At 66.9% G+C, this 25,883-nt stretch carries 23 protein-coding genes; 2 read left to right on the forward strand and 21 right to left on the reverse strand.

Annotated features, from left to right (window positions below):
* Positions 1-57: 57 nt before the first annotated feature.
* Entirely contained in the window at positions 58-1,959 is a 1,902-nt protein-coding gene (locus VSR71_RS17120) for an ABC transporter ATP-binding protein/permease (RefSeq protein WP_342915033.1), read from the reverse strand.
* A gap of 112 nt (positions 1,960-2,071) precedes the next feature.
* Between VSR71_RS17120 and VSR71_RS17125 the strand changes: the two genes are divergently transcribed.
* Positions 2,072-2,476 (forward strand): acyl-CoA thioesterase, encoded by a 405-nt coding sequence (locus tag VSR71_RS17125; RefSeq protein WP_342915034.1) that lies wholly within the window; start codon positions 2,072-2,074, stop codon positions 2,474-2,476.
* A gap of 192 nt (positions 2,477-2,668) precedes the next feature.
* On the opposite strand, the gene VSR71_RS17130 is transcribed toward VSR71_RS17125, so the two are convergent.
* The 7 genes from VSR71_RS17130 to clsB all read right to left on the reverse strand — a co-directional run bounded on the left by VSR71_RS17130 (position 2,669) and on the right by clsB (position 12,553).
* A complete protein-coding gene (locus VSR71_RS17130; protein WP_342915035.1) occupies positions 2,669-3,445 on the reverse strand; it encodes an enoyl-CoA hydratase in 777 nt (258 codons plus the stop codon).
* Between the two features lie 20 nt (positions 3,446-3,465).
* Positions 3,466-4,422 (reverse strand): DegV family protein, encoded by a 957-nt coding sequence (locus tag VSR71_RS17135; RefSeq protein WP_342915036.1) that lies wholly within the window; start codon positions 4,420-4,422, stop codon positions 3,466-3,468.
* A 118-nt stretch (positions 4,423-4,540) separates the two neighbouring features.
* Positions 4,541-5,740: an acetyl-CoA C-acyltransferase gene (locus VSR71_RS17140; RefSeq protein WP_116294265.1), complete on the reverse strand. Its 1,200-nt coding sequence runs from the start codon at positions 5,738-5,740 to the stop codon at positions 4,541-4,543.
* A gap of 21 nt (positions 5,741-5,761) precedes the next feature.
* Positions 5,762-8,185, reverse strand: coding sequence for a 3-hydroxyacyl-CoA dehydrogenase/enoyl-CoA hydratase family protein (locus VSR71_RS17145; protein ID WP_342915037.1), 2,424 nt, complete (start codon positions 8,183-8,185; stop codon positions 5,762-5,764).
* A 213-nt stretch (positions 8,186-8,398) separates the two neighbouring features.
* A complete protein-coding gene (locus tag VSR71_RS17150; protein ID WP_342915038.1) occupies positions 8,399-10,186 on the reverse strand; it encodes an acyl-CoA dehydrogenase C-terminal domain-containing protein in 1,788 nt (595 codons plus the stop codon).
* Positions 10,187-10,262: 76 nt separating this feature from the next.
* Positions 10,263-10,853: a TetR/AcrR family transcriptional regulator gene (locus VSR71_RS17155; RefSeq protein ID WP_063236773.1), complete on the reverse strand. Its 591-nt coding sequence runs from the start codon at positions 10,851-10,853 to the stop codon at positions 10,263-10,265.
* A gap of 344 nt (positions 10,854-11,197) precedes the next feature.
* Positions 11,198-12,553 carry a cardiolipin synthase ClsB gene (clsB, locus tag VSR71_RS17160; RefSeq protein ID WP_342915039.1) on the reverse strand — a complete coding sequence of 452 codons (1,356 nt, stop codon included), beginning with the start codon at positions 12,551-12,553 and terminating at the stop codon, positions 11,198-11,200.
* A gap of 51 nt (positions 12,554-12,604) precedes the next feature.
* Here clsB and mobB point away from each other — a divergent pair, with 51 nt between their 5' ends.
* The gene (gene mobB / locus VSR71_RS17165; RefSeq protein ID WP_428979423.1) at positions 12,605-13,120 is read left to right on the forward strand and encodes a molybdopterin-guanine dinucleotide biosynthesis protein B; all 516 of its coding nucleotides are present in this window, start codon (positions 12,605-12,607) and stop codon (positions 13,118-13,120) included.
* A gap of 43 nt (positions 13,121-13,163) precedes the next feature.
* Here the strand turns inward: mobB and VSR71_RS17170 are convergent, their stop codons facing one another.
* The 13 genes from VSR71_RS17170 to VSR71_RS17230 all read right to left on the reverse strand — a co-directional run bounded on the left by VSR71_RS17170 (position 13,164) and on the right by VSR71_RS17230 (position 25,879).
* The gene (locus VSR71_RS17170; RefSeq protein WP_342915040.1) at positions 13,164-13,949 is read right to left on the reverse strand and encodes an endonuclease/exonuclease/phosphatase family protein; all 786 of its coding nucleotides are present in this window, start codon (positions 13,947-13,949) and stop codon (positions 13,164-13,166) included.
* Positions 13,946-14,428, reverse strand: coding sequence for a dihydroneopterin triphosphate diphosphatase (gene nudB / locus VSR71_RS17175; RefSeq protein WP_342915041.1), 483 nt, complete (start codon positions 14,426-14,428; stop codon positions 13,946-13,948). The genes VSR71_RS17170 and nudB overlap by 4 nt, the downstream gene beginning before the upstream one ends.
* A gap of 88 nt (positions 14,429-14,516) precedes the next feature.
* The gene (locus tag VSR71_RS17180) at positions 14,517-15,431 is read right to left on the reverse strand and encodes a hypothetical protein (RefSeq protein WP_342915042.1); all 915 of its coding nucleotides are present in this window, start codon (positions 15,429-15,431) and stop codon (positions 14,517-14,519) included.
* A 220-nt stretch (positions 15,432-15,651) separates the two neighbouring features.
* Positions 15,652-17,457: an aspartate--tRNA ligase gene (aspS, locus tag VSR71_RS17185; protein ID WP_342915043.1), complete on the reverse strand. Its 1,806-nt coding sequence runs from the start codon at positions 17,455-17,457 to the stop codon at positions 15,652-15,654.
* A gap of 65 nt (positions 17,458-17,522) precedes the next feature.
* Entirely contained in the window at positions 17,523-18,230 is a 708-nt protein-coding gene (locus VSR71_RS17190; RefSeq protein WP_063236767.1) for a DUF502 domain-containing protein, read from the reverse strand.
* 13 nt (positions 18,231-18,243) lie between these two features.
* Complete coding sequence (locus VSR71_RS17195; RefSeq protein ID WP_209756551.1) at positions 18,244-18,582, reverse strand: FmdB family zinc ribbon protein; 339 nt, start codon at positions 18,580-18,582, stop codon at positions 18,244-18,246.
* A 197-nt stretch (positions 18,583-18,779) separates the two neighbouring features.
* Complete coding sequence (locus tag VSR71_RS17200; protein WP_342915044.1) at positions 18,780-20,216, reverse strand: sodium:solute symporter family protein; 1,437 nt, start codon at positions 20,214-20,216, stop codon at positions 18,780-18,782.
* Positions 20,217-20,505: 289 nt separating this feature from the next.
* The gene (locus VSR71_RS17205) at positions 20,506-21,126 is read right to left on the reverse strand and encodes a methyltransferase domain-containing protein (RefSeq protein ID WP_342915045.1); all 621 of its coding nucleotides are present in this window, start codon (positions 21,124-21,126) and stop codon (positions 20,506-20,508) included.
* 47 nt (positions 21,127-21,173) lie between these two features.
* Entirely contained in the window at positions 21,174-22,751 is a 1,578-nt protein-coding gene (ubiB, locus tag VSR71_RS17210) for a ubiquinone biosynthesis regulatory protein kinase UbiB (protein WP_342915046.1), read from the reverse strand.
* A gap of 75 nt (positions 22,752-22,826) precedes the next feature.
* Positions 22,827-23,516: a ubiquinone biosynthesis accessory factor UbiJ gene (locus tag VSR71_RS17215; RefSeq protein WP_342915047.1), complete on the reverse strand. Its 690-nt coding sequence runs from the start codon at positions 23,514-23,516 to the stop codon at positions 22,827-22,829.
* Positions 23,517-23,657: 141 nt separating this feature from the next.
* On the reverse strand, positions 23,658-24,629 hold the full coding sequence (locus VSR71_RS17220; protein WP_342915048.1) for a Tim44-like domain-containing protein: 972 nt from the start codon (positions 24,627-24,629) through the stop codon (positions 23,658-23,660).
* 62 nt (positions 24,630-24,691) lie between these two features.
* Positions 24,692-25,423, reverse strand: coding sequence for a bifunctional demethylmenaquinone methyltransferase/2-methoxy-6-polyprenyl-1,4-benzoquinol methylase UbiE (gene ubiE, locus VSR71_RS17225; RefSeq protein WP_342915049.1), 732 nt, complete (start codon positions 25,421-25,423; stop codon positions 24,692-24,694).
* A gap of 30 nt (positions 25,424-25,453) precedes the next feature.
* Positions 25,454-25,879, reverse strand: a complete 426-nt coding sequence (locus VSR71_RS17230) for a DUF971 domain-containing protein (protein ID WP_342915073.1) — start codon at positions 25,877-25,879, stop codon at positions 25,454-25,456.
* Positions 25,880-25,883: the final 4 nt, after the last annotated feature.

Consider the following 25,883-nt stretch of genomic DNA (forward strand, 5'->3'; position numbering starts at 1 on the left):
TAGCGCCCACAGCGCCCACAGCGCCTACGGCGGCCTTGCGGCGCTACGCTTGCGGCGTTACGCGTCCTGCGTGGCGTCGCCCACGTCCACCGCAAGCGCGTCCGCGCTGCGCTCTGCCTCGCCCCCCTCTGCCGCCGCGCGGGCCTGGATGTCCCACATCTCCGCATAGCGGCCGCGCGCGCGCATCAGTTCCGCATGCGTGCCGCGCTCGACCACGCGGCCATGATCCATCACCAGGATCTGGTCGGCATGCACCACGGTGGAAAGGCGGTGCGCGATCAGCAGCGTGGTGCGGTTCTGTGCCAGCCGCATCAGCTCGGCCTGGATCGCCTGCTCGGTGCGCGAGTCCAGCGCGGAGGTGGCCTCGTCAAAGACCAGCACCGGCGGGTTCTTCAGCAGCGTGCGCGCGATCGCCACGCGCTGCTTCTCGCCGCCGGACAGCTTCAGGCCGCGCTCGCCTACCGGCGTGTCGTAGCCCTGCGGCAGCTCGCGGATAAAGGCGTCGATCTGCGCGGCCTGCGCCGCGGCGATGACTTCCTCGCGCGTCGCATCCGGGCGCCCGTAGGCGATGTTGTAGTAGATGCTGTCGTTGAACAGCACGGTGTCCTGCGGCACGATGCCGATGGCGCGGCGCAGGCTGTCCTGCGTGATCGCGCGGATATCCTGCCCGTCGATCTCGATCGCGCCGCTGTTGACGTCATAGAAGCGGAACAGCAGCCGCGCCAGCGTCGACTTGCCCGAGCCGCTGTGGCCGACCACCGCTGTGGTGGTGCCGGCCGCTATGTTGAAATCCACGCCGTCCAGGATCGTGCGGTCCGGCTCGTAGCCAAAGCGCACGTCGCGGAACCGCACCTGCGCGCCGTTGACCTTGAGCGGCTGCGCGCCCGGGGAGTCGGCCACCTCCTGGTTCGTGCCCAGCAGCACGAACATCCGGTCCATGTCGGTGGTGGCCTGCTTGATCTCGCGGTAGATCACGCCGAGGAAGTTCAGCGGGATATAGAGCTGGATCATCAGCGTGTTGACCAGCACCAGGTCGCCCAGCGTCAGCTTGCCGTCGACCACGCCCACGGTGGCGCGCCACAGGATCAGGATCAGCCCCGCGGCGATGATGACCTGCTGGCCGAAGTTCAGGAACGACAGCGAATTCTGCGAGCGGATCGCCGCGGCGCGGTAGTTGAGCAGGTTCTCGTCGTAGCGCCGGGCTTCGTATTCCTCATTGCCGAAGTACTTGACGGTCTCGAAGTTCAGCAGCGAGTCGATCGCCTTCTGGTTGGCACGCGAATCCAGCTCGTTCATCTTGCGGCGGAAATGCGTGCGCCATTCCGTCACGACGATGGTGAAGACGATATAGCTGACCAGCGCGCAGCCGGTGATCGCCGCAAACCAGATGTCGTAGTGCAGCACGAAAAAGCCGATCACCAGCCCCATCTCGACCAGCGTGGGCAGGATGCTGTACAGCGAGTACGAGATCAGCGACTGGATGCCGCGCGTGCCGCGCTCGATGTCGCGGCTCATGCCGCCGGTCTGCCGGTCCAGGTGGAAGCGCAGCGACAGTGCATGCAGGTGGCGGAACACCTGCAGCGCGATCTCGCGCACGGCGCTCTGCGTGACCTTGGAAAAGAGGATTTCCCGCAACTCGGTGAACAGCGTCGCCGACAGCCGCAACATGCCGTAGGCGACAATCAGCCCGACCGGCACCACCAGCAGCGCGCGCGGGTCGCCGGCGGTGAGGTTCATGCTGTCGATCAGGCGCTTCATCAGCACCGGCACGCCCAGGTTGGCCACCTTGGCCGCGACCAGGCACGCGAGCGCCAGCATCACGCGCCACTTGTAGTGCCAGACGTAGGGCAGCAGGTTGCGGACAGTCTGCCAGTCGCTGCGGGGGGCGCGCTGGCCGGGAAAGAGCTTGACCGAGGCTGGGTCGGGGGCCTGCTCGGCGGTCGTGGAATAGCGGCGCATACGTTAGAATTCGGGCCAATGCGCGATTGTCGCAGGAATCGCATTGCGCGGCAGGCGAAGGGTTTTTCGTCGCGGCCCGTGCCCCTCTTCAGAAGTCCACCCGCATACCGTCATGAACGCTCCCCATACCGTCCCCGCCCTGCCCGCCGGCAAGAATCCCGCGCTGCGCGTGGTGCCGATGCCCGCCGACGCCAACGTGCACGGCGACGTGTTCGGTGGCTGGATCATGGCGCAGGTGGATATCGCGGGGTCGATCCCTGCGGTCGAGCGCGCGCAAGGGCGCGTCGCGACCGTGGCGGTCAATTCCTTCCTGTTCAAGCACCCGGTGTTTGTTGGCGACCTGGTGAGCTTCTACGCCGCTATCGTCAAGACGGGGCGTACCTCGATCACGGTCGAGGTGGAGGTCTATGCGCAGCGGATGCGGCATAGCAATGAGATCGTCAAGGTGACCGAGGCAACGTTGACGTACGTGGCAACGGATGAGTCGCGGCAGCCGCGGGTGTTGCCGACGGCTTGAGGTCCCAGAGGCTATCGCTTATCGATCGGTGTGCTCCCTCTCCCGCTTGCGGGAGAGGGTTGGGGTGAGGGCGGGAGCCTCTACGTAGTGAGGCGTAAGCGTGCTTGCCGAGCGCCTGCCCTCACCCCCAACCCCTCTCCCGCAAGCGGGAGAGGGGAGCAAACAAGTGGCAAAGCGAAGTCTCCCCGCCCCTCACTCAAACTTCGAAAAATCCGGCTTCCGCTTTTCAAAGAAGGCGCTGAACGCCTCCTTCGCCTCCGGCGCCACCAGCATCCGCCGGAACACCGCGCCTTCGTCGGCCATCTGCTTTTCCACTTCGGCCAACGCTCCCGCCTTCATCAGGCGCTTGCTCTCGCGCAGCGACGAAGCCGGCAGCGCCGCCAGCTTGCGCGCCTGCTGCAGCGCGAAGTCGTGCAGTTCCGCCACCGGCAGCACGCGCGTCACCAGGCCGATCTCCAGCGCTTCCTGCGCACCGAACGCCTCGCCCAGCATCAGCTTCTCGGCGGCGCGCTGGTAGCCGACCAGGCGCGGCAGCAGCAGGCTCGATGCCGCTTCGGGGCACAGCCCCAGCTGCACGAACGGCAGCGACAGCTTGGCCGTGTCCGAGGCATAGACCATGTCGCAATGCAGCAGCATGGTGGTGCCCACGCCGACCGCCGCGCCGCTGACCGCCGCGACGACGGGCTTGCTGGCATGGCTGATCTGGTACAGGAACTGGAACACCGGCGCCTGTTCCGCGCCCTCGCCTGCAGTCGGCGGGCGCTGCATGAAATCTTCCAGATCATTGCCGGCGGTGAAGATCTCGGGCTTGCCGCGCAGCAGAATCACGCGCACGTTGCGGTCGGTCTCGGCCGCGCGCAGCGCGTCGGCCAGCGCCTGGTACATCGCCGCGGTGATGGCGTTCTTCTTGTCGATGCGGTCGAACTCGAGCGTCAGGATGCCCTGCTCGATGCTGGTACGGATGCTCATGGTGTCCTCGTCTGTGGGATTTATTCGAAAGGTGGCGGCGATTCGGAAAGATAGCTCAGGCCGAATGCCCGCACACCGACATTCAGCGCCACCGTCAGGCTCATCGGCGCCAGCATCAGCTCGACGCCCTGGCTGCGCGCGACATGTGCCAGCGACTGGTAGGCCGGCATCGCGCGCACGTCGTCGAGGGGACCGGCGTAGCAGACCGAAATCGCCGGCACCAGCAGGTCGCCGGCGCGGATGCATTGCTCGGCATGCTGCAGCACGCGGCGTGCGCCCTCTTCCGAGCCGCGCGCCCTGGCGATCGCTTCGGTATGGCCGCGATGCATGCGCACCACCGGCCGGATATTGAATGCGCTGCCCATCACGTACCGGCCCCAGGTGATGCTGCCCTCGCCCTTCTGGCGCGCGCGGGTGTACATGTAAAGCAGTTCGTCCGGCACCAGGAACATGTGGGCAGCGTCGCGCAGGCGTGTTTCAACGGCCTCGCGCACGGCCTGCGGGCTGGCGCCGTCGATGGCCATGCGCGCCGCTTCGCGCACGATCAGCGCCTGGCCCGGACCGATGGCGCCGGTGTCGACCACGGTCAGGTCGAACAACCCCGAGCGTCCGGCTTCCTTGCGCAGCCGCACGCTGCGGGCCACGGTGCCGATCACGGCGCCGCTCGCGTGCGCGTACAGCTTGCTGCGCGCGCTGGCGATGGTGAACAGGATCGCGCGGTCGCATTGCGTGACCACGTTGCGCAGCAGGTGTTCTTCCAACTCGCGTTCGAGCAGCGGAATGGATTCGGCGTAGTGGTCCTGGCGGCCGACCAGGTATTGCTGGTAAAGCGTGGGCAGCGCGTCTTCGTCGCGCGTGTCGGCGACAAAGCGTTCGCCCGCGCGGATGCGGAACGGAATGGTGTGGACCTTCAGCGCGGCCATGATGTCGCGCGGCAAGTCGCACGCGGCGTCGGCCAGGATGGCTGTCTCCTGCATATTGTTGTCTCCTCCCTGCTGGTGACCCGCGCTCGCGGGCGGCAGCCCCCGGTACTGCTTTCCTCACCTGACAGAAGGGCGGGACGGCCTCCTCCGGAGAACCGTCCCGCAGGCGCGTTCAGACGCGCTCGAAGATCCCTGCGGCGCCCATGCCCGTGCCGACGCACATGGTCACCATGCCGTACTTCAGGTTGTGGCGGCGCAGCGCATGCACCACCGTGGCCGAACGGATCGCGCCGGTCGCGCCGAGCGGGTGGCCCAGCGCGATCGCTCCGCCCATGCGGTTGACCCTGGCGGGATCGAGATCCAGGTCGCGCATCACGGCCAGCGATTGCGCGGCAAACGCTTCGTTCAGCTCGATCCAGTCGATCTGGTCCTGCGTCAGGCCGGCGGCCTTCAGCGCGGCCGGGATCGCTTCCTTCGGGCCGATGCCCATGATCTCCGGCGGCACGCCGCGCACCGCGAACGACACGAAGCGCGCCAGCGGCACCAGGTTGAACTGCTTGAGGATCTTTTCCGAAACCAGGATCAGCGCGCCGGCGCCGTCCGAGGTCTGCGAGCTGTTGCCGGCGGTGACGCTGCCCTTGTTGGCAAACACCGGGCGCAGCTTGCCGAGTCCTTCCAGCGAGGTCTCAGGCCGCGGGCCTTCGTCCAGCGAGATGGTGCGGGTCTTCACGCTGACCTGGCCGCTGGCGAGGTCGGGGAAGCGCTCGACGATCTCGATCGGCGTGATCTCGTCCTTGAACTCGCCGGCCTGTTGCGCGGCGATGGCCTTCTGGTGCGAAGCGAGCGAGAACGCGTCCTGGTCCTCACGGCTGACCTTCCATTGCTGCGCCACCTTCTCGGCGGTCAGGCCCATGCCGTAGGCGATGCCCACGTTCTCGTCGCGCTCGAAAATCGACGGCGACATCGACGGCGAGTTGCCCATCATCGGCACCATGCTCATCGACTCGATTCCGGCGGCAATCATCACATCGGACTCGCCCACGCGGATGCGGTCGGCCGCCATGGCCACCGCGCTCACGCCCGAGGCACAGAAACGGTTGACGGTGATGCCGCCCACGGTATTGGGCAGGCCCGACAGCAGCGCGCCGATACGCGCCACGTTCAGGCCCTGCTGCGCTTCAGGGATCGCGCAGCCGACGATGGCGTCCTCGATCAGCTTCGGGTCCAGGTCCGGCACCTGTGCCACCGCGGACTTCAGGATGGTGGCCAGCAGGTCGTCCGGGCGCGTGTTCTTGAACGCGCCCTTGGGGGCCTTGCCGATCGGCGAGCGGGTGGCCGCAACGATGTATGCGTCTTGCAGTTGTTTCATGATGTCGGTTCCTCGCTTGCCCTGTTAGTTACGCACCGGCTTGCCGGTCTGCAGCATGCCCATGATGCGCTCCTGCGTCTTGCCGGTTCCCAGCAGGTCGACGAAGGCCTTGCGCTCCAGCGCCAGCAGCCATTCCTCGCTCACCAGCGAGCCGGCCTCGACGTCGCCGCCGCATACCACTTCGGCAATGCGGGTGGCGATCAGGAAGTCGTGTGCCGAGATAAAGCCGCCGTCGCGCATATTGACCAGCGATGCCTTGATGGTGGCGATGCCCGAGCGGCCAGCCACCGGGATCAGTGCCGGCAGCGGCGCACGGTAGCCGCCATCGGCCAGCGCGCGCACTTCGTTCTGCGCCACGTGCAGCAACTCATGCACGTTGAAGACGATCTTGTCGGACGGCTGCAGGTAGCCCATCTGGCGCGCTTCCAGTGCCGATGCGGATACCTTGGCCATCGCCGCGCTCTGGAAGCGGCTGGTCAGGAATTGCAGGTAGTTGGTGCTGCCTGCCGCCTGCGCGGCGCGTGCAGCGGCCAGTGCGGCTTCCTTCAACCCGCCGCCGGCCGGGACCAGGCCTACGCCGACTTCGACCAGTCCCACGTACGTTTCCAGCGCAGCCACGCGTGCCGCCGAGTGCAGCATCAGCTCACAACCGCCGCCCAGCGCGATGCCGGACGCCGCCGACACCACCGGCACCGAGGCGAACTTCACGCGTATCATGCCGTCCTGGAACTTCTTCACGAACGGCTCGATGCCCTTGGCACCGCCCATCATGAAGGCCGGCATCGCCGCTTCCAGGTTCGCGCCCGCGGAGAACGGGCCGCCCGGCGCGCCCAGCTGCAGCGAAGTCGGCTGCCACACCACCAGGCCCTTGTACTGCGCTTCGGCGAGGTCGATGGCGCGGGTCAGGCCGTCGATCACGTCCGGACCGATGGTGTTCATCTTGCTCTTGAACGAAACCACCAGCACGTCGTCCTGGCCTTCGCTGACCCAGATGCGCACGGCATCGTTTTCCTCGACGGTGCGGCCCGCCTTGCGCGGGTCGGCCGCTTCGCTGCCCTTCAGCGCGGCACGGAACACCTGGCGCTGGTACACGGGCAGCGTGCTGCGCGCGACGAACGACTGCGTCGCCGGCGACCACGAGCCTTCGGGGGTATGCACGCCCTGGCGCTCGGCGACGGGGCCATCGAAGACCCATGCCGGCAGCGGTGCGGCCGACAGTGCCTTGCCCGCGACCACGTCTTCCTTGACCCACTCCGCCACCTGCTTCCAGCCGGCCGACTGCCAGTCCTCGAACGGGCCCGAATTCCAGCCGAAGCCCCAGCGGATCGCCAGGTCGATATCGGCGGCGGAACCGGCGATCTGCTCCAGGTACACGGCGATGTAGTGGAACACGTCGCGGAACACCGCCCACAGGAACTGTGCCTGCGGGTTGGTCGACTCGCGCAGCAGCCTGATGCGCTCTGCCGGCTCCTTCTTCAGCATGCGCACCACGATCTCGTCGGCCTTCTTGCCCGACTCGACGTACTGGCCGGTCTTGGCATCCAGCACCTTGATGGCCTTGCCTTCCTTCTTGTAGAAGCCGGCGCCGGTCTTCTGGCCCAGTGCGCCCGCGTCGACCAGGCCCTTGAGCACGGCCGGGGTCTTGTACACCGGCGCGAACGGGTCGTCGTGCAGGTTGTCCTGCATGGTCTTGATCACATGCGCCATGGTGTCCAGGCCGACCACATCCGCGGTGCGGAAGGTGGCGGACTTGGCGCGGCCCAGCTTGGAACCGGTCAGGTCGTCGACCACGTCGAACGGGATGCCGAACTTCTCGGCCTCGGCGAACACCGCCAGGATCGAGAAGATGCCGACGCGGTTGGCAATGAAGTTGGGCGTGTCCTTGGCGCGCACCACGCCCTTGCCGAGCGTGGTGGTCAGGAAGGCTTCCAGCTTGTCGAGGATCTCCGGCTGCGTGGTTGCGGTCGGGATCAGCTCGACCAGGTGCATGTAGCGCGGCGGGTTGAAGAAGTGGACGCCGCAGAAGCGTGACTTCAGGTTATCGTCAAACCCGTCGGACAGCGCGGTGATCGACAGGCCCGAGGTGTTGGTGGCGAAGATCGCGTGCGAGGCCAGGTGCGGCGCAACCTTCTTGTACAGGTCGTGCTTCCAGTCCATGCGCTCGGCGATCGCCTCGATCACCAGGTCGCACTCCTTGAGCAGGGCGATATCGTCTTCGTAATTGGCGGCCTTGATCAGCCCGGCCTCGTCCTTGAGGCCCAGCGGCGCGGGCGACAGCTTCTTCAGGTTCTCGATGGCGCGCAGCGCGATGCCGTTCTTCGGGCCTTCTTTTGCGGGAAGGTCGAACAGCACCACGGGCACGCGCGCATTGATCAGGTGGGCGGCGATCTGCGCCCCCATGACGCCGGCACCCAGCACGGCGACTTTCTTGACGATGAAATTGGACATGCTCGCTCCTGGATTAGTGAGCGTTGAGGTGAGGGGGGACTTGTCGACCGCGGGGGGCTCCCCTCTCCCGCTTGCGGGAGAGGGGCAGGGGGTGAGGGCTGGAGGTTGCTATGCCGAATCACTTCGTTGAAGCACCCGCCCTCACCCCCGCCCCTCTCCCATAAATGGGAGAGGGGAGCACCCCCTCTGCGGTAGTCAGCCCCGCAGTGCTATTCAGAACAAATCCGCGTCCAGCGCCATCAGCGAAGCCGAACCAGCGCGCGCCTTGCGGATTTCGGCCGCGGTTTCCGGAAGCAGCTTGGCAAAGTAGAAGCGCGCCGTGGCCAGCTTGGCGGTGTAGAACTTGTCGCCGCTGGCTTCCTTCTCCAGCGCGATCTTGGCCATGCGCGCCCAGAAGTACGAGAACACCAGGTGGCCCACCACGCGCAGGTACGGCACCGCGGCAGCGCCCACCTCGTCGGCGTTGCCCATGGCCTTCATGCCGATTTCCATGGTCAGCTTCTGCACCTTGTCGCCCAGGTCGGCCAGCGGGTTGACGAACTCCTGCATGGCTTCGTTGGTGCCCTCTTCTTCCACGAACTCCTGCACGATCTTGCCGAAGGCCTTCATCCTGGCGCCCATGTCGCCCAGGATCTTGCGGCCCAGCAGGTCCAGCGACTGGATCGTGTTGGTGCCTTCGTAGATCATGTTGATGCGGGCGTCGCGCACGTATTGCTCCATGCCCCATTCGGAGATGTAGCCGTGGCCGCCGAACACCTGCATGCCTTCGTTGGTCGAGGTGAAGGCGTTGTCGGTCAGGAAGGCCTTGATCACCGGCGTCAGCAGCGCAACCAGGTCGCCGGCCTGCTTGCGCACGGCTTCGTCCGGGTGCGACAGTTCGCGGTCGATCTGCAGCGCGGTCCAGTAGCTGAAGGCGCGGCCGCCTTCGGCGTAGGCGCGCTGGGTCAGCAGCATGCGGCGCACGTCGGGGTGCACGATGATCGGGTCGGCGGCCTTCTCCGGCGCCTTCGGGCCGGTCAGCGCGCGCATCTGCAGCCGGTCCTTGGCGTAGGCGACCGAGTTCTGGTATGCCACCTCGGTCAGGCCCAGGCCCTGCGCGCCCACGCCCAGGCGCGCGGCGTTCATCATCACGAACATGGCGTTCAGGCCCTTGTTGGCCTCGCCCACCAGCCAGCCGCGCGCGCCGTCCAGGTTCATCACGCAGGTGGCGTTGCCGTGGATGCCCATCTTGTGCTCGATCGAGCCGCATTTGATGCCGTTGCGCTCGCTCGGGTTGCCGCTGGCATCGGGGATGAACTTGGGCACCACGAACAGCGAAATGCCCTTGGTTCCGCCCGGCGCGTCCGGCAGGCGGGCCAGCACCAGGTGGATGATGTTCTCGGCCAGGTCGTGCTCGCCGGCGGAGATGAAGATCTTGGTGCCGGTGATCAGGTAGGAGCCGTCGGCCTGCGGTTCGGCCTTGGTGCGCAGGATGCCCAGGTCGGTGCCGCAGTGCGGCTCGGTCAGGCACATGGTGCCGGTCCAGACGCCGGACACCAGCTTGGGCAGGTAGGCCTGCTGCAGCTCGGGCGTGCCGTGCGCATGCAGCGCCTCATACGCGCCGTGCGACAGGCCCGGGTACATGGTCCACGCCTGGTTCGCCGAATTCAGCATCTCGTAGATCACGTTGTTGACCACGATCGGCAGACCCTGGCCGCCAAAGGCCGGGTCGCACGCCAGCGCCGGCCAGCCTGCCTCGACGTACTGCTGGTAGGCTTCCTTGAAGCCGGTGGGGGCCTTGACCACGCCGTCGCCGGCATAGGTGCAGCCCTCGCGGTCGCCCACCTGGTTGAGCGGGAACACCACGTCCGAGCAGAACTTGCCGGCTTCCTCGATGACCTGGTTGATGGTGTCCGCGTCGATGTCCGCGTGCGGCGGCATCGCCTTGAGTTCGGCTTCGGCGCCGAGCAGTTCATGGAGAACGAACTGCATGTCGCGCAACGGTGCGGTGTACTGGCCCATCAGAGACTCCTTGGAGTTATACGATGCCGCCACGCCGCCCGCCTCGCTTGTCGCGATCCGGTCCGACCCGACGGCCTCAGGTACGGTAAGACTGAATCAGTTTGTTGAGCGCGACCATGGCAAGCTCGGCACTGTCAGGCAGGCGCAGGAAACGGGCGTCATGATGCAAGCCTAGTTCAAGGCTATACATCTCGAACAGCATCAGGCGCGGATCGCAATCCGCGCGCAGGTGCCCCTCTTCCTTGGCCTGGTCGATGGCGCGATTCAGCGCTGCCCGCCAGATGGTGACGCTCTTGACCAGCTCGTCACGCACCAGGCTGCCGGTGCGGTCGTCGTACTCCACGGCGCCGCTGATGTAGATGCACCCAGTCGTCACTTCCTGGATGCGCTTCTCCATCCAGCGCCGCACCATCGACCACAGCCGGGGCAGACCGCGCGGCTCCTGCAGCGAGGGGTAGAACACCTCCTGCTCGAACCGGCGGTGATACTCCCGCACCACCTCTACCTGCAGGTCTTCGCGCGAACCGAAATGCGCGAAGACGCCGCTCTTGCTCATCTGCATGCGTTCCGCGAGCAGGCCGATGGTCAGACCCTCAAGCCCGTCGCGGGACGACAGTTCCAGTGCGGCATCCAGAATCGCCACGCGCGTCATTTCACCCTTGCGCATGGGCGCGGGGGAAGCGGCGGCGGATTCGAGACGGGCTGACTGGTGTCGCATGTTATTTCTCCGTTCTGCAAAGGCCCTGCTGCGGCCTGTGCGTATGACCCTGACGTTGCATTTTGTTTGCGGACGCTGGCGAATTTGCCGCTGCATACCGCGAATGCACGCAGTCTAAGCCAAAAAAGAACGGTCGTTCAGATTATTCTGGCGCAGCAGTCGACCTTCAAGCTTTTAATTAGACCCGTGTTTCTAAACGGGCCGCAATGCAGCATGCCCGTCACCCAAGGCGGTGCAACGGCTTGCAAGCCGCGCGTTGCCGCATGGCAGCAAACGCACAGCGGACAACCGTTTCAGTAGCGTCCCGTGACGCCGGCGATGATCACGCCGAGCCGCAGCAGCATGTACGCGGTCCAGTTCGCCAGCCGGTGCAGCGGCGAGCGCCGTGCATGGACTTCCGGCACGACACGCACGCTGCGGTGCGCAATGGCGCGTTCCAGCGCCGTACGCAGTTCTGCGGCAAAGGCAGCATCATAAACGGCCACGTTGGCTTCGCGCGCCAGCAGCAGGCTGAACGGGTCCATATTGCTCGACCCGACGGTGGCCCACGCTTCGTCGACCACGCCGACCTTGGCGTGCAGGAAGCTCTCCGCGTACTCGTAGATCTCCACGCCGGCTTCCAGCAGGGAGGCATAGAGCGCGTGCGTGGCGTAGTGCTGCAGCCGGTATTCGACCATGCCCTGCAGCAGCAGCCGCACGCGCACGCCGCGCGCGCGGCAGGCCAGCAGGGCGCGCCGCATCTTGTGGCCGGGCAGGAAATAGGCGTTGGCCAGGATCACGTCCTGGCGCGCGGCGCCGAGCGCGCGCAGGTATTCGCGCTCGATGGTGCGGCGGTTGCGCAGGTTGTCGCGCAGCAGCAGCGCGGCGCGCACGCCGCCGGCGGGCTCGGCACGGGGCGGCAGGTCGGTCGGCAGCGGGTAGTCCGCCACCGCCGCGGCGCGGCCGCCGGCGTGCGTGTCGCGCAGTGCCAGGCGCCACCAGAGCCGTTCGGCGGTCAGCGCGATGCGGTCCACCAGCGGGCCGCTGACCTGCACCGCGAAGTCGTAGCGTGGCCCCAGGTTGGCGCCCTCGAACGGGCCGTGGTTGAGGTCGTCGATGATGTTGATGCCGCCGACGAAGGCTACCTGGCCATCGATCACGGCCAGCTTGCGGTGCAGCCGGCGCAGGTGGCGCCGGGCCAGCCGGAAGCCGCGCAGCTTGCGGTAGACGCGCAGCTGCACGCCGCCCGCGCTCAGGCGTTCGGCCATTGCCGCGGGCATGTCGCCGGCGCCGAAGCCGTCGACGGTGACGCGCACCGAGACGCCGCGCACGGCGGCGCGTACCAGCGCGTCGCTGACGGCGCGGCCGATATCGTCGTCGGCGTAGATGTAGGTTTCCAGCACCACCTGGAAGGCGGCCTGGTCGATCGCTTCGATCAGCGCGGGAAAGAAGTCCTGGCCGCCGTGCAGCAGGCGCACGGTGTTGCCGGTGGTTGGCTTGCCACGGCGCCATGTCCAGCGCAGCATGCGGTGGCGTTGGCCGATGGCATGCTGTTCGTCGGTCTGTTCGGCGGTGCCAGCGGCGGTCGCGTCCGGCCGCTCGGAGTGGGATATCCGTGACATGTCGAGATTATCGGACAGAATGATGTCCGAAAGGCGCCGCGCGCACATGCGGCCGGATCTCTGCTATCGTCGTTGCCATCATCGACGCGCCCCCACGGACTGCACGTGAAGGTATTCGGCATCACCGGCTCGTCCGGCAGCGGCAAGACCACGCTGCTCGACCAGCTGATCCCCCGTTTTGTCGGCGCCGGCCTGCGCGTGGCCGGCGTCAAGCATACCCACCACGGCTTCGATCCCGACACACCGGGCAAGGACTCCTGGCGCATGCGCGAGGCTGGCTGCGCCAACGTTGTGCTGGTCGGCGCGCGCCACCTGACGTTGATGCGGCATTACCCCGAGGCAGTGCCGTCGCCCGAGCTGGACGATGCGCTGGCGGTGCTGCCGGCAGACACCGACGTGGTGCTGGTGGAGGGGTACAAGCGCAGCGATTTTCCCAAGCTGGAAGTGTTCCGGCCCGGACTGGGACGGTCGCCGCTGTGGGACGAGGTGCCCGGCGTGGTTGCGGTAGCGAGCGACGACGTGGCCGCCGCCGCGGCGATGACGTCGTTGCCGGTGCTGGACCTGAACGACGCCGACGCCGTATTCGCCTTTATCCGCGACTACTCGAGCCGTTGACGGTTTCCAGAGCGTTGAGGAAGCCGCAGCATGCGTGACGGCCTCAGGCCGCCTTGTCCCGCTGCTCGGCCGCCGCTTCCACTGCCTCCTTGTGCGGACGACCCAGTTCCGCAACCAGCGGCACATGGTCCGACCGCTGCGCCCAATCGCGCCCCGTCAGCGCGTGCGCGCGCTCGATCTCGAAGCCGCGCACGTAGATCCGGTCCAGTTGCCACCACGGCATATGGCTCGGGAACGTATGCAGCCGCGCGCCGCGCGCATGCGACGCCTCCACCGCATGCAGCGTATTGCAGATCTGCGCGTCGAGCCGGTGGTTCCAGTCGTTGAAGTCGCCGGCGATCACCAGCGGCACCCCCTCGGGCACCACGTTGCGCACGCGCTCGACCAGTGCCTCGGCCTGGCGGGCGCGGCTGCGGGCGAACAGGCCGAAATGCACGCAGATCAGGTGGGTCTCGATGCCGTTGATGTCCGCCACCGCGTGCAGCAGCCCGCGCTGCTCGAAACGGTGGTCGGAAATGTCGAGGTTTTCGGACATCAGGATCGGATGGCGCGACAGGATCGCATTACCGTGATGGCCGTAGTCATAGACCGCATTGCGCCCATAGACCGAATGCGGGTACGCATCGGTCGCCAAATAGTTGAGCTGGGTATGATCGGGATCGAACAACGCCGCCGCCACCAGGCGGTCGTTGCGGTCCTGCACTTCCTGCAGGAAGACGATGTCCGCATCCATCGCATGCAGGCCGGCCCGCACGTTCTGGATGCGCGGGCGCCGCGACAGGCCGGTCACCCCCTTGTGGATGTTGTAGGTGACCACGCGCAGCTTCATGGCTGCGCTCCGCATAATGCCTGCTGCCCTGCGGCACCGGTCGCGCGCCAGGCCAGCTGGCGGATGGCTTCGGCATTGCTGCTGGAAAAGCATTGCGCGGCAGCCTGCTCCCACGGCAGCCACTTGTATTGCAGGTGCTCGCGTGGCGCCAGCGTCACCGGTAGCGCCTCATGCACGCGCAGGCCGAACCAGTGCTCGGTATTGCGCGTCACGCCTTCGGCATAGCGGTGCCGCCACTGCGGGTAGATCTCGTACTGGATCGAATGGCCCCAGTCGGCCAGCAGGTGCTCGCCGGCGATGATGCCGGTTTCCTCCGCCACCTCGCGCGCGGCGGTCAATGCCAGGGGTTCGTCCAGGGTATCGAGGCTGCCGGTCACTGACTGCCAGAACCCCGGGCGATCGGCGCGTTCCAGCAGCAAGACTTGAAGATCTGGCGTGTAGATCACGACCAGCACGGATTCCGGAATCTTATGGGGCATGGGACTGGGCGAAAGGACAAACCCAAGGATAGCGCAGCCGCGCGCGCTTGCCACGCGAAAGCGCCGTCCCCGGACTGATGGCCCAGTCTCAGGCGGCGTTGCGCGCGGGGGCGTGGGGCGCCAGGTACGGCTCGGTGCCCTGCCCGGTGCCCTTTTGCTGCCAGGTATCGAACACCTGCGGCGAATCGCCATGGCCCCAGGCGGCACGCAGCTGTTCCATCAGCGGCGCCAGTGACTCGCGGTAGCGGCGTGAGGCAGCGTGGGCGCGATCTGCCAGCACGTCGGCGCTCAGCCGCGCCTGGGCCTGCAGGTGTACGCGCTCCTGTGCGATTTCCTTCTCACGCTGGCCAAGAGCGTTGTACTTCTGGATCAGGAAGCGCTGGTAGTCGCCGCCATCGACGCCCTGGGCAGCCTGCGCATTGACCTGCTCGAAGCGCAGCACGATGCTGCCGGTTTCCTGCTCGATATGCGCCGCCTCGGCGTCAAGCGCCTGCAGCGCTTCCTGGTGGCGCTGGGCATCGCGGCGCAGCCCCTGCACCTGTGCGGCCTCGTCCTCGAACACGCGCTGGGCAGCCAGGTAGGCCTGCACCGCCGGCTGCGGCGCTACCACCAGCAGCGGATCGGCGCCGCCGGCACGCTGGCCGTCCAGCAGCGCGTCGTCCGCCAGGCGCAGGTTGCCCAGTTCATCGAGCCAGCGCCCGCGCGTCATGACCGCGCCGACGGTGTCCAGCGCCAGCCGGCGCAGCGCTTCGGCGCGCTGCATCTCGACCGGCTCGGCCAGCGGCAGCGGCGACGCGGCCTGCACCGCGTGAGCGATATCGGGCACGCAGGCAGCCACCGTGGTCGCCACCGATTCGGACATGGCCAGCGCCGCGCGGCGCTGGGCGCGGCGCAGCTCGAAGCGGGCCAGCAGCATCATCACCAGCCCTGCCACCAGCCAGGTCAGGATGGTTTCCTGGTGAGCCAGCAGGAACTGGCGGATCAGTTCGGTATCCAGGTTCATGTTCACGAATTTCCTCCCGAGCGCCGGGAGCCTTCATCGCGGGGGGCCCCTCGGCAAATTGCGTGTCAAAGAAAGGAGACACGGCCGTCGCGCGCTTCGTTCCGACCAGTAACAAATCGAAACCAAAGCGCTGGCTGACGAGCACCGCGGAACCAATATTGCGCAAAAAGCAAAAAAGCCGCGCATTTGCTCGGCTTTCTTTACCCGGGAGCTTAGCAGCTCAGGCGTTCGGCTTCGGCTCGGCAGCGCGCAGGCGGATATGCAGCTCGCGCAGCTGCTTCTCGTCGACCGTGCTTGGGGCCTGGGTCAGCAGGTCCTGGGCGCGCTGGGTCTTGGGGAAGGCGATCACATCGCGGATCGAGTCGGCGCCGGCCATCATCGTCACGATACGGTCCAGGCCGAAGGCCAGGCCGCCGTGCGGGGGCGCGCCGTATTGCAGCGCGTCCAGCAGGTAGCCGAACTTGGCGCGGGCTTCATCGTCATTGATGTTGAGCGCGCGGAACACCTTGCTCTGGATGTCCGAGCGGAAGATACGGACCGAGCCGCCGCCCATTTCCCAGCCGTTCAGCACCATGTCGTAGGCCTTGGCCAGGCACTTGCCCGGGTCGGTCTCCAGGTATGCCAGGTGCTCGTCCTTGGGGCTGGTGAACGGGTGGTGCATGGCGACCCAGCGGGCGTCTTCCTCGTCGTACTCGAACATCGGGAAGTCCACCACCCACAGCGGCTTCCAGGCGTCCTCGAACAGGCCGTTGGCCTTGCCGAAGTCGGAGTGGCCGATCTTCAGGCGCAGTGCGCCGATCGAGTCGTTGACCACCTTGGCCTTGTCCGCGCCGAAGAAGATGATGTCGCCGTCCTGGGCGCCGGTGCGCTTCAGGATCTCGGCGATGGCGGCGTCGTGCAGGTTCTTGACGATCGGCGACTGCAGGCCGTCGCGGCCCTTGGCCACTTCGTTGACCTTGATCCAGGCCAGGCCCTTGGCGCCGTAGATGCCGACGAACTGGGTGTAGGCGTCGATCTCGCCACGCGAGATGGCACCGCCGCCCGGCACGCGCAGGCCGACCACGCGGCCGTTGTCGCTGTTGGCCGGGCCCGAGAACACCTTGAAGTCGACGTCCTTCATCACTTCCGTCAGCTCGGTGAATTCCAGCTTGACGCGCAGGTCAGGCTTGTCCGAGCCGAAACGGGCCATGGCCTCGCGGAACTCCATCACCGGGAAGGCGTCCAGGTCGACGTCGATGGCGTTCTTGAACACCGTGCGCATCATGTCCTCGAACAGGTCGCGAATTTCCTGCTCGGTCAAGAACGAGGTCTCGCAGTCGATCTGCGTGAACTCGGGCTGGCGATCGGCGCGCAGGTCTTCGTCGCGGAAGCACTTGGTGATCTGGTAGTAGCGGTCGAAACCCGAGACCATCAGCATCTGCTTGAAGATCTGCGGCGACTGCGGCAGCGCGAAGAAGTGGCCCGGGTTCACGCGCGACGGCACCAGGTAATCGCGTGCGCCTTCGGGCGTGCTCTTGCCCAGCATCGGGGTCTCGATGTCGATGAAGCCCTGGGCGTCCAGGTACTTGCGCACTTCCATCGCCACCTTGTAGCGCAGGCGCAGGTTGTACTGCATCTGCGGGCGGCGCAGGTCGAGCACGCGGTGCGTCAGGCGGGTGGTTTCCGACAGGTTGTCGTCGTCGAGCTGGAACGGGGGCGTGACCGACGGGTTCAGCACGGTCAGCTCGTGGCACAGCACTTCGATCTTGCCCGAGGTCAGGTTGGAATTCTCGGTGCCGGCCGGGCGCGGGCGCACCTTGCCGGTGACGCGGATGCAGAACTCATTGCGGATCTCTTCCGCGGCCTTGAACATCTCGGGGCGGTCCGGGTCGCACACCACCTGCACCAGGCCTTCGCGGTCGCGCAGGTCGATGAAGATCACGCCGCCATGGTCGCGGCGGCGCTGGACCCAGCCGGTCAGGGCCACTTCCTGGCCCGAGAATTGTTCGGTCACCAGACCGCAGTAGTGAGTACGCATGGAGGACATAAGGAGATTCCCGGTAAAACGCTACCGCCCGAAGCAGATCGGGCGGCTCGTATCTGTTTGAATGCTTAAGGATCGGTCGTCTCGACCGCTTCCCCGCTGCTGGCGCGGCTGGCCGGCGGCCGCTGCGGCGCTGGCCCGCTGTCGCTCTTGCGGGGCAGTTCGGCCGGCGCCACCACGCCCATCGAGACGATGTACTTGAGCGCGGCGTCGACGGTCATGTCGAGTTCGATGGTGTCGGCCTTGGGCATCATCAGGAAGAAGCCAGAAGTCGGGTTCGGCGTGGTCGGCACGTAGACACTGACGTACTCGCCCTGCAGGTGGTTCTGCACGTCGCCGCCGGGGCGGCCGGTCAGGAAGGCGATGGTCCACGAGCCCTCGCGCGGATACTGCACCAGCAGCGCCTTGCGGAAAGCGTTGCCCGACGACGACAGCAGCGTGTCCGACACCTGCTTGACGCTGGTGTAGATCGGGCCGACCACCGGGATATGGCCCAGCAGCGCTTCCCACCAGCGCACCAGGCGCTGGCCGATGAAGTTATGCGCCAGCAGGCCGACCAGCAGGATGAACAGGAGCGTCAGGATGGCGCCCAGGCCGGTGACGCGCTTGCCGAACATGAGCCGGTCCGGGCGCCAGGCCTCGGGCAGCAGTGCCAGGCTCTGGTCCATCGTGCCGATGATCAGGCTGAGCACCCACAGCGTGATGCCCAGCGGCACCAGCACCAGCAGACCGGTCAGGAACCAGGTCTTGAGGGCGGAAGTCTTCTTGGCGACCACGTGGCGATCCGGATCAGTGGCAGGCGCAGGCGCTGCCGCAACCGCCGGCGGCAGGTGCGGCGGCGGCCGTGCTGGCCGAGGACGATTCGGCGGCGGCAGCCGGGGCGCTGGCCGCTGCGGCGCCGGCAGCCGCACCGCCCGCGGCGGGCGCGCTGGTGCCGCCGCTGCCGCCGCGGAAGTCGGTCACATACCAGCCCGAGCCCTTGAGCTGGAAGCCGGCCGCGGTCAGCTGCTTCTTGAACGAACCGGCGGCGCCGCACGACGGGCAGTCCGTCAGCGGGGCATCGCTCATTTTTTGCAGCACATCGCGCCCGTGGCCGCAGGCGTCGCAACGGTAGGCATAGATCGGCATGGTGTCTTTTCGCGAGAAAACTACGGAAATCGGTACAAAGGCGGGCATCGCCGCCGGTGCCGGGGAGCGCGGAAACCCGCGCAGGCCGCCCCGCATGGCGATGCAAAGCCTTGAATTATAAACCGTTCTGTGGCTGGCTGATGGCCGGAAATGGAGGGCCATCGGGGCCCTGCCCTGGGGGTGGCGGTGGCGCCGGGTCAGGCGATATGCACTTCCTTGACCGGCGCGTGATCCGCGATCCACTGCGGCAGCAGCGAACCGACCACCATGCCGCTGATCGAGAACAGCAGGCCGACCATCTGCGGCGGCACCACCGCATCGGCGAAGGCAACCTCGCAGGTCAGCCACGAGGTCAGGCCCAGCAGGATCGCGGCCAGGCCGCCCTGGCGGGTGGCGTGCTTCCAGAACATGCCGAAGGCCAGCGGCACGAATGACGACACCAGCGTGACCTTGTAGGCATTTTCGACCATATGGAAGATCGAAAGGTGCGAGTTCAGCGCGAACAGCGTCACCAGCGTGGTGAACACCAGCACCACCGCCTGCATCACGCGCAGGAACTGCTTGTCATCGAGGTGGCGGAAGTAAGGACGCAGGATGTTCTCGGCAAAGGTCACCGACGGCGCCAGCAGCGTCGCCGAGGCGCAGCTCTTGATCGCCGACAGCAGCGCGCCGAAGAACATCACCTGGGCGAACATCGGGGCGTGCTGCAGGATCAGCTGCGGCAGGATCAGCTGCGAATCGGTGTCGATGTACTTGGCCACCATGCCCGGATCGATCAGCGTGGCCGAATACGCCAGGAACATCGGGATAAAGGCGAAGCAGAAATACAGCACGCCGCCCAGCACCGAGGCGCGCCCGGCAATCTGCTCGGTGCGCGACGAAGTCACCCGCTGGAACACGTCCTGCTGCGGGATCGAGCCCAGCATCATGGTAAACAGCGCCGCCGCAAAGCCGATGATCTGCACGAAATCCAGCGCCGGCAGGAACTCGAACTTGCCCGCCGCGGCCGCATGCGACACCACCGCCGTGACGCCGCCGGCCTGGCCGCTGACTTCGTAGCCGATATACATCATGCCGATCACGATGATGATCATCTGGATGAAGTCTGTGATCGCCACCGACCACATGCCGCCGAACAGCGTATAGACCAGCACGCTGGCAGCGCCGATCATCATGCCGGCCTCCTGCGACAGCGCGCCGTCCGACACGGTATAGAACACCAGCCCCAGCGCCTTGATCTGCGCCGCGACCCAGCCCAGGTACGAGACCACGATGCACAGCGTGGTCAGCACCTCGGCCAGCCGGCCGTAGCGGTTGTGGTAGTAGTCGCCGATGGTCAGCAGGTTCATCCGGTACAGCGGCCGGGCGAAGAACAGGCCCACCAGGATCAGGCACAGCGACGAGCCGAACGGGTCGGACACCACCCCCGACAGCCCCTCCTTCAGGAACACGGCCGGGATGCCCAGCACGGTCTCGGAGCCGAACCAGGTGGCAAAGACGGTGGCGGTGACGATGTGGAACGGCAGGCTGCGCCCGGCGACGGCGAAATCGGTGGTGTTGCGCACGCGCAGCGCGGCCCACAGGCCGATGCCGACCGAGATTACCCAGTAGATGATGACAAACCAGATCAGCATGCCGCTGCCCTATGCAGAAGGTGCCCTTGTGGCGAAAAACCGAATGCCGGGCGGCTTGCGTGATACGTCAGGTGCGCACCTGCCCGGAGTCCAATTCATCGGTCGGGGCCGCGTGAGGAGCTTCTTGGCGAGTTCCCGGGTCGGGAGCGCGCGGCAGGGCCTGCGGTCGTAGCCGAATCAAAACGCGGATTATAGCGACGCAGACCAGCGCGGGAGGAAAAAATTCCCGGGTGGGGCAAAAGCGCCACGCGGGTGCATGCCGGGCGCCACAACGGCCGGAAGCGTGCGCTCAGCCGCCCAGCCGTCGCCACACCTGCCAGCGCTCCTGCCCCTGGAACACGGGCAGCGGCGCGGCTGAGGGCCGATCTTCCAGGCGCTCGAAGGCTGGACCCAGCAGCGCGGCCAACTCGGCCTCGGGCATCGCGAATGGCGGGCCGCCGCGGTTTTCGCCCAGGTAGAAGTAACCAGCCAGCAAGCCGCCCGGCGCCAGCAGCTCGGCCACGCGGATGGCATAGGCGCCACGCATCGCCGGCGGCAGCGCGCACAGGAAGGCACGCTCGTAGACCAGCTCGCACGGCGGCTGGGGCGTGAAGGCGAAGAAATCAGCCTGCTCCACCACCACCCCGGCCGGGCCCAGCGCGCGTCTGGCCGAGGCCACCGCCTCCGCCGAAAAATCGATCGCCATCACCGGCCAGCCCTGCTCGAACAGCCAGGCTGCCTCCCAGCCGTTGCCGCAGCCCGGCACCAGCGTCGGGCATGGCGCGCGGCCGGCGATAAACTGGCGGAACTCCTCCGGCACGCCGCCCGCGTCCCAGGGCGTGTAGTTCTGCGCGAAACGCTCGTCCCAGAACGACGGATCGGCGGCATTGCGCGTGCTGAACGCCGGGGCGGGCTTGGGCACGTCGGCCATGGGGTCTCCTGGTCTGCCTGCTTATTTTTATTTATATAACGGGGCGCTTACCAGTAGCCGCCCCACGCCAGCACGTGCGTCAGCACGATGCCGGCGATAAAGCCGCCGACCAGCAGCAGCGCCGTGCCCAGCAGCCGGTTGGTGCGGCGCTGCTCGGCCACCAGCTGCGCCAGCAGCTTGTCCTGCTCGCCGTTGCCGGCCAGCGCGCGCCGCTCCAGGAACTGGTGCGCCAGCCGCGGGAAGTCCGGCAGCATCTTGGCCCACTGCGGGGCTTCCACCTTGACGCGCTCCCAGGCGCCCTTCCAGCCAACCTGCTCGTACATCCAGCGCTCCAGGAACGGCTTGGCGGTCTTCCACAGGTCCAGGTCCGGATCGAGCTGGCGGCCCAGCCCTTCGATATTCAGCAGCGTCTTCTGCAGCAGCACCAGCTGCGGCTGGATCTCGACATTGAAGCGGCGCGAGGTCTGGAACAGGCGCATCAGCACCATGCCCAGCGAGATTTCCTTCAGCGGCTTGTCGAAGTACGGCTCGCAACAGGCGCGCACGGCGCTTTCCAGCTCTTCCACGCGGGTCTCGGGCGGGACCCAGCCGGATTCCACGTGCAGCAGCGCCACGCGATGGTAGTCGCGGCGGAAGAAGGCGATGAAGTTCTGCGCCAGGTAGTTCTTGTCGAACTCCGACAGCGCGCCGACGATGCCGAAATCCAGCGCGATATAGCGGCCGAAGGACTCCGGCTGCACCGACACCAGGATGTTGCCCGGGTGCATGTCGGCATGGAAGAAGCCGTCGCGGAACACCTGGGTGAAGAAGATCTCGACGCCCTCTTCGGCCAGCTGGTGCATGTCGACGCCCGCGGCCTTGAGCGATTCGGTGCGCGAGATCGGGATGCCGTGCATGCGCTCCATCACGAACACCGAGCTGCTGCACCAGTCCCAGAACACCTCGGGCACCAGCAGCAGGTTGGTGTCGGCAAAGTTGCGGCGCAGCTGGCTGGCGTTGGCCGCCTCGATCATCAGGTCGAGTTCGTCGTGAAGGTATTTGTCGAACTCGGCCACCACTTCGCGCGGCTTCAGGCGCTTGCCGTCGGCCCAGAAACGCTCCAGCCAGGTGGCCATGTCGCGCATCAGCGCCAGGTCGCTGTCGATCACCGGCAGCATGCCCGGGCGCAGGACCTTCACCGCGACCTCGCGGCCGTGGCTGGGGCCGCCCTTGAGCGTGGCGAAGTGGACCTGCGCAATCGAGGCGCTGGCCACCGGCTGATGCTCGAAGGTGTCGAACAGCTGCGCGATCGGCCGCCCCAGCGAGCGCTCGATGATCCTGACCGCCACCACCGAATCGAACGGCGGCACCTGGTCCTGCAGCTTGGCCAGCTCGTCGGCGATATCGGCCGGCATCAGGTCGCGCCGCGTCGACAGGACCTGGCCGAACTTGACGAAGATCGGCCCCAGCGCCGTCAGCGCGCGCCGCAGGCGCTCGCCGCGCGGCATGTCGAGCTTGCGCCCGATGGTGATGACGCGCACCAGGAAACGGATCTTGCGGTTGCTGAAGCCGGACAGCACCAGCTCGTCCAGGCCGTAATAAAGGATGACGAAGAGGATCTTGCCAAGGCGCAGGAGGCGGGTCATTCGGGAGTCTTCTCGGGGCCGGGGCGGGCAGTCAGGGTAGCGGTTGGCATGGGGTGGATGGGGGCGGCGCCGGACTCAGCGGTGCGGCGACGGCAGCTGGCCAGGCGCCGGGTTGGCGGCCGGGTTGGCGGAGGCGCTTGCGCGCTCGAGCTTTTCCAGCCGCTTCTCCAGCCGGGCCAGGCTGTCGCGCAGCTGGCCAACGTCGGCGCCGAAGGCATCCAGCGCGGCGTGGCGCACCAGCGTCGGCTGCTCGTCCAGCAGGTAATCGGTGACGTTGTCGACCAGCGCGCGGCCGATGCGCGTGGCCTGCTCGTGGACCTGGCGCGCGCCGCCGACCACGCGCTGCGCCACGCTGTCGCTGAGCGGTCCGCCCAGGATGCCGCGCAGTGCGAGGGACAAATCTTCCTCGGCATCCCAGCGCAGGTTGCGCGCCAGTGCCGACACGGTATTGGCCAGTTCGGCATCGCCCTCGATGCGCACATGGCGCATGGCCGCGGCCTGGCCGCCTTCTGCGACATCGGCGGCAACCAGCGGCCACTGCTGCACCGGCACGCGCAGCGTCACCGCGGGGGTTTCGGCTTCCGGCGCCAGCTCGGTGCCGCCGTGCTCGGTCACCTTCAGCGACAGCACGAAGGCGGCGGCATCGAAGCGGATCACGCGCCCGGCAAACGGCGCGAGCTGGTTGCGGGCCCACGGCTCCTGTTCGAGCAGGTGGTTCAGTGCCGAGATCGCGGGAGTGGCCAGGGCGGAAGGCAGAGTGTTCATGGCAGCGCGGGTTGGCTGGCGGTGAGGCATCCGGCGAGGTTGCAAGCCGGGCGCCCAACAACAAAAAAGGCCCACGTTTTCACGTGGGCCTCCATTCTAAGCTACTCCCCCGGGCGCATCACTCGCCACGGAGGCGCGGCATCACGACTCCTGCTGGATGCCGGCCAGCAGCCAGCCGCCGGTGCCGGTCGCCGGCTTGGCCAGGTTCCAGACTTCGGCGAACGGCTGCGCCGCCTCGCCGGCCTTCTCGCGGATCATGCCGGAGAAGCGGACGCTGGCGATATGCTGGGCCGGCGTCGATTCGATGCCGAGCAGCTGGCCTTCCAGCGTGACCACGTCGGTCTTGTTGACTTCGGCACCGCGCTCGGACAGGTCCATCTTGATCTCGGCGAACATTTCCGGCGTGGTGAATTCGCGGATGTCGTCGAGGTTGCCGGCGTCCCAGGCCGCCTGCAGGCGCACGAAGTGGACCTTGGCGTTGCGCAGGAAGTTTTCGGTATCGAAGTCGGCCGGCACGCCCCACGGCTGCTGGGCCACGGCATCAGCCGCCACCGGTGCGGCCGCCGCGCCCGGCATCACCGGGTTGGAGGCCGGGGTAGCCGTCGGCTGGCGCAGCATCGGCTCGGCGCTGCGGCCCATGCCACCGGCATTGCCGGCGCCCGCCGCGCCGGCATACGCCGGCTGCTGGCTGCGCTGGCTGCCACCGCGGAACTTGCGGATCAGCCAGATCACCGCGAAGGCGACGATCGCGATCAGGATCAGGTTGGACAGGAAGCTCAGCGCCGCGCCGCCCAGGCCGAAGTGCGACAGCAGCCAGCCGATACCCAGGCCGGCGGCGATGCCGCCCAGGATGCCGCCCCAGTTACGCTTGGGCGCCGCGGCCGCGGCCGCGCCGGCCGCCCCGGCCGTGGCCGGTGCCGCCTGCTGTGCAGGTTGCTGCGCTTGCTGCGTGGGCGAAGTGGGCTGGGTCTGCTGGCGCTGGGTCACCGACTCAGACTGCTTGCCAACGCTGCGCGAGCCGCCCATGCGCTTGGCCTCGGCGTCGAACGCCATACCGACGGCCAGCGCCGTGACCAGCGACCCCACCAGGAACTTTCCACGAATTGACGACATATGCTGTTATCCCCTGTCAGATTCACCCCACATTAGGGTGAGCATGGCGATTTCAAGTGTTCTTAATACTTCCGCCCGACGTGGAGCGCCACCACTCCGGCCGTCAGATTGAAGTATTCGACATTCTCCAGGCCCGCATGTTCCATTAAGCGTACAAGTGAAACCTGGTCTGGATGCATTCTGATCGATTCCGCGAGATAGCGATAGCTGGGAGCGTCCCCTGCCACGCGCTCGCCCAGCCAGGGCAGTACCTTGAAAGAATAGACGTCGTACGCCTTCTCCAGGGGTTTCCACACCTTGGAGAACTCCAGCACCATGACCTTGCCGCCCGGCTTGACCACACGGCGCATCTCGGCCAGCGCGGCCTCCTTGTGCGTCATGTTGCGCAGGCCGAAGGCCACCGTGACCAGGTCGAAGTAATTGTCGGGGAACGGGATCTTCTCGGCGTCGCACAGCGCCACCGGCGTGACGATGCCCTTGTCCAGCAGCCGGTCGCGGCCGACGCGCAGCATCGACTCGTTGATGTCGGTCAGCCAGACCTGGCCGGTCGGGCCGGCCTGCTTCGCGAACGCCTTGGCCAGGTCGCCGGTGCCGCCGGCAATGTCGAGCACCTTGTGGCCGGGCCGCACATTGGCCTGGGCGATGGTGAACATCTTCCACAGCCGGTGCATGCCGCCCGACATCAGGTCGTTCATCACGTCATACTTGCTCGCCACCGAATGGAACACGCCGGCGACCTTGCCGGCCTTTTCCGTTTCGTCGACTTTCTCAAACCCGAAGTGGGTTTCACTCATTTCTCAGACTCCAGGGTGGTCGGGGGCGGCTCAATGATGGTGGCCGCAACCGTGGCCGCCGGCAGCGCCGGCGCCAGGCATCGGGGTATCGCGATCGACGCCGGCGGCTTCCAGCCGCTTCAGGTAGTCCTGCCACAGCGCGTCCTGCTGGTCGCCCAGCCGGTACAGCAGGTCCCACGAATAGATGCCGGTATCGTGGCCGTCGGTGAAGCGGATCAGGATGGCGTAGTTGCCCACCGGCTCGACCGCGCCGATGCCGACGTCGCGCTTGCCGGTCTGCAGGATTTCCTGCCCGGGGCCGTGGCCCTGCACTTCCGCGGATGGCGAATACACGCGCAGCAGCTCGAACGGCAGGCGGAAGCTGCGGCCGTTGTCGAAGCCGACCTCCAGCACGCGCGATTGCGTGTGAACGGTCAGTGCGGTGGGATAGGGGGTGTCTTTTTCCAGGCCAGCCATGATG

The organism is Cupriavidus oxalaticus, from assembly GCF_038900635.1.
Lineage (GTDB): Bacteria > Pseudomonadota > Gammaproteobacteria > Burkholderiales > Burkholderiaceae > Cupriavidus > Cupriavidus oxalaticus_B.

What these genes read in the sequence shown, in the direction of transcription:
- VSR71_RS17120 (WP_342915033.1), bottom strand. Translation starts at nt 1,959, where the DNA reads ATGCGCCGCTATTCCACGACCGCCGAGCAGGCCCCCGACCCAGCCTCG.
- VSR71_RS17125 (WP_342915034.1), top strand. Translation starts at nt 2,072, where the DNA reads ATGAACGCTCCCCATACCGTCCCCGCCCTGCCCGCCGGCAAGAATCCC.
- VSR71_RS17130 (WP_342915035.1), bottom strand. Translation starts at nt 3,445, where the DNA reads ATGAGCATCCGTACCAGCATCGAGCAGGGCATCCTGACGCTCGAGTTC.
- VSR71_RS17135 (WP_342915036.1), bottom strand. Translation starts at nt 4,422, where the DNA reads ATGCAGGAGACAGCCATCCTGGCCGACGCCGCGTGCGACTTGCCGCGC.
- VSR71_RS17145 (WP_342915037.1), bottom strand. Translation starts at nt 8,185, where the DNA reads ATGTCCAATTTCATCGTCAAGAAAGTCGCCGTGCTGGGTGCCGGCGTC.
- VSR71_RS17150 (WP_342915038.1), bottom strand. Translation starts at nt 10,186, where the DNA reads ATGGGCCAGTACACCGCACCGTTGCGCGACATGCAGTTCGTTCTCCAT.
- VSR71_RS17155 (WP_063236773.1), bottom strand. Translation starts at nt 10,853, where the DNA reads ATGCGCAAGGGTGAAATGACGCGCGTGGCGATTCTGGATGCCGCACTG.
- clsB (WP_342915039.1), bottom strand. Translation starts at nt 12,553, where the DNA reads ATGTGCGCGCGGCGCCTTTCGGACATCATTCTGTCCGATAATCTCGAC.
- VSR71_RS17170 (WP_342915040.1), bottom strand. Translation starts at nt 13,949, where the DNA reads ATGAAGCTGCGCGTGGTCACCTACAACATCCACAAGGGGGTGACCGGC.
- nudB (WP_342915041.1), bottom strand. Translation starts at nt 14,428, where the DNA reads ATGCCCCATAAGATTCCGGAATCCGTGCTGGTCGTGATCTACACGCCA.
- VSR71_RS17180 (WP_342915042.1), bottom strand. Translation starts at nt 15,431, where the DNA reads ATGAACCTGGATACCGAACTGATCCGCCAGTTCCTGCTGGCTCACCAG.
- aspS (WP_342915043.1), bottom strand. Translation starts at nt 17,457, where the DNA reads ATGTCCTCCATGCGTACTCACTACTGCGGTCTGGTGACCGAACAATTC.
- VSR71_RS17195 (WP_209756551.1), bottom strand. Translation starts at nt 18,582, where the DNA reads ATGCCGATCTATGCCTACCGTTGCGACGCCTGCGGCCACGGGCGCGAT.
- VSR71_RS17200 (WP_342915044.1), bottom strand. Translation starts at nt 20,216, where the DNA reads ATGCTGATCTGGTTTGTCATCATCTACTGGGTAATCTCGGTCGGCATC.
- VSR71_RS17205 (WP_342915045.1), bottom strand. Translation starts at nt 21,126, where the DNA reads ATGGCCGACGTGCCCAAGCCCGCCCCGGCGTTCAGCACGCGCAATGCC.
- ubiB (WP_342915046.1), bottom strand. Translation starts at nt 22,751, where the DNA reads ATGACCCGCCTCCTGCGCCTTGGCAAGATCCTCTTCGTCATCCTTTAT.
- VSR71_RS17215 (WP_342915047.1), bottom strand. Translation starts at nt 23,516, where the DNA reads ATGAACACTCTGCCTTCCGCCCTGGCCACTCCCGCGATCTCGGCACTG.
- VSR71_RS17220 (WP_342915048.1), bottom strand. Translation starts at nt 24,629, where the DNA reads ATGTCGTCAATTCGTGGAAAGTTCCTGGTGGGGTCGCTGGTCACGGCG.
- ubiE (WP_342915049.1), bottom strand. Translation starts at nt 25,423, where the DNA reads ATGAGTGAAACCCACTTCGGGTTTGAGAAAGTCGACGAAACGGAAAAG.
- VSR71_RS17230 (WP_342915073.1), bottom strand. Translation starts at nt 25,879, where the DNA reads ATGGCTGGCCTGGAAAAAGACACCCCCTATCCCACCGCACTGACCGTT.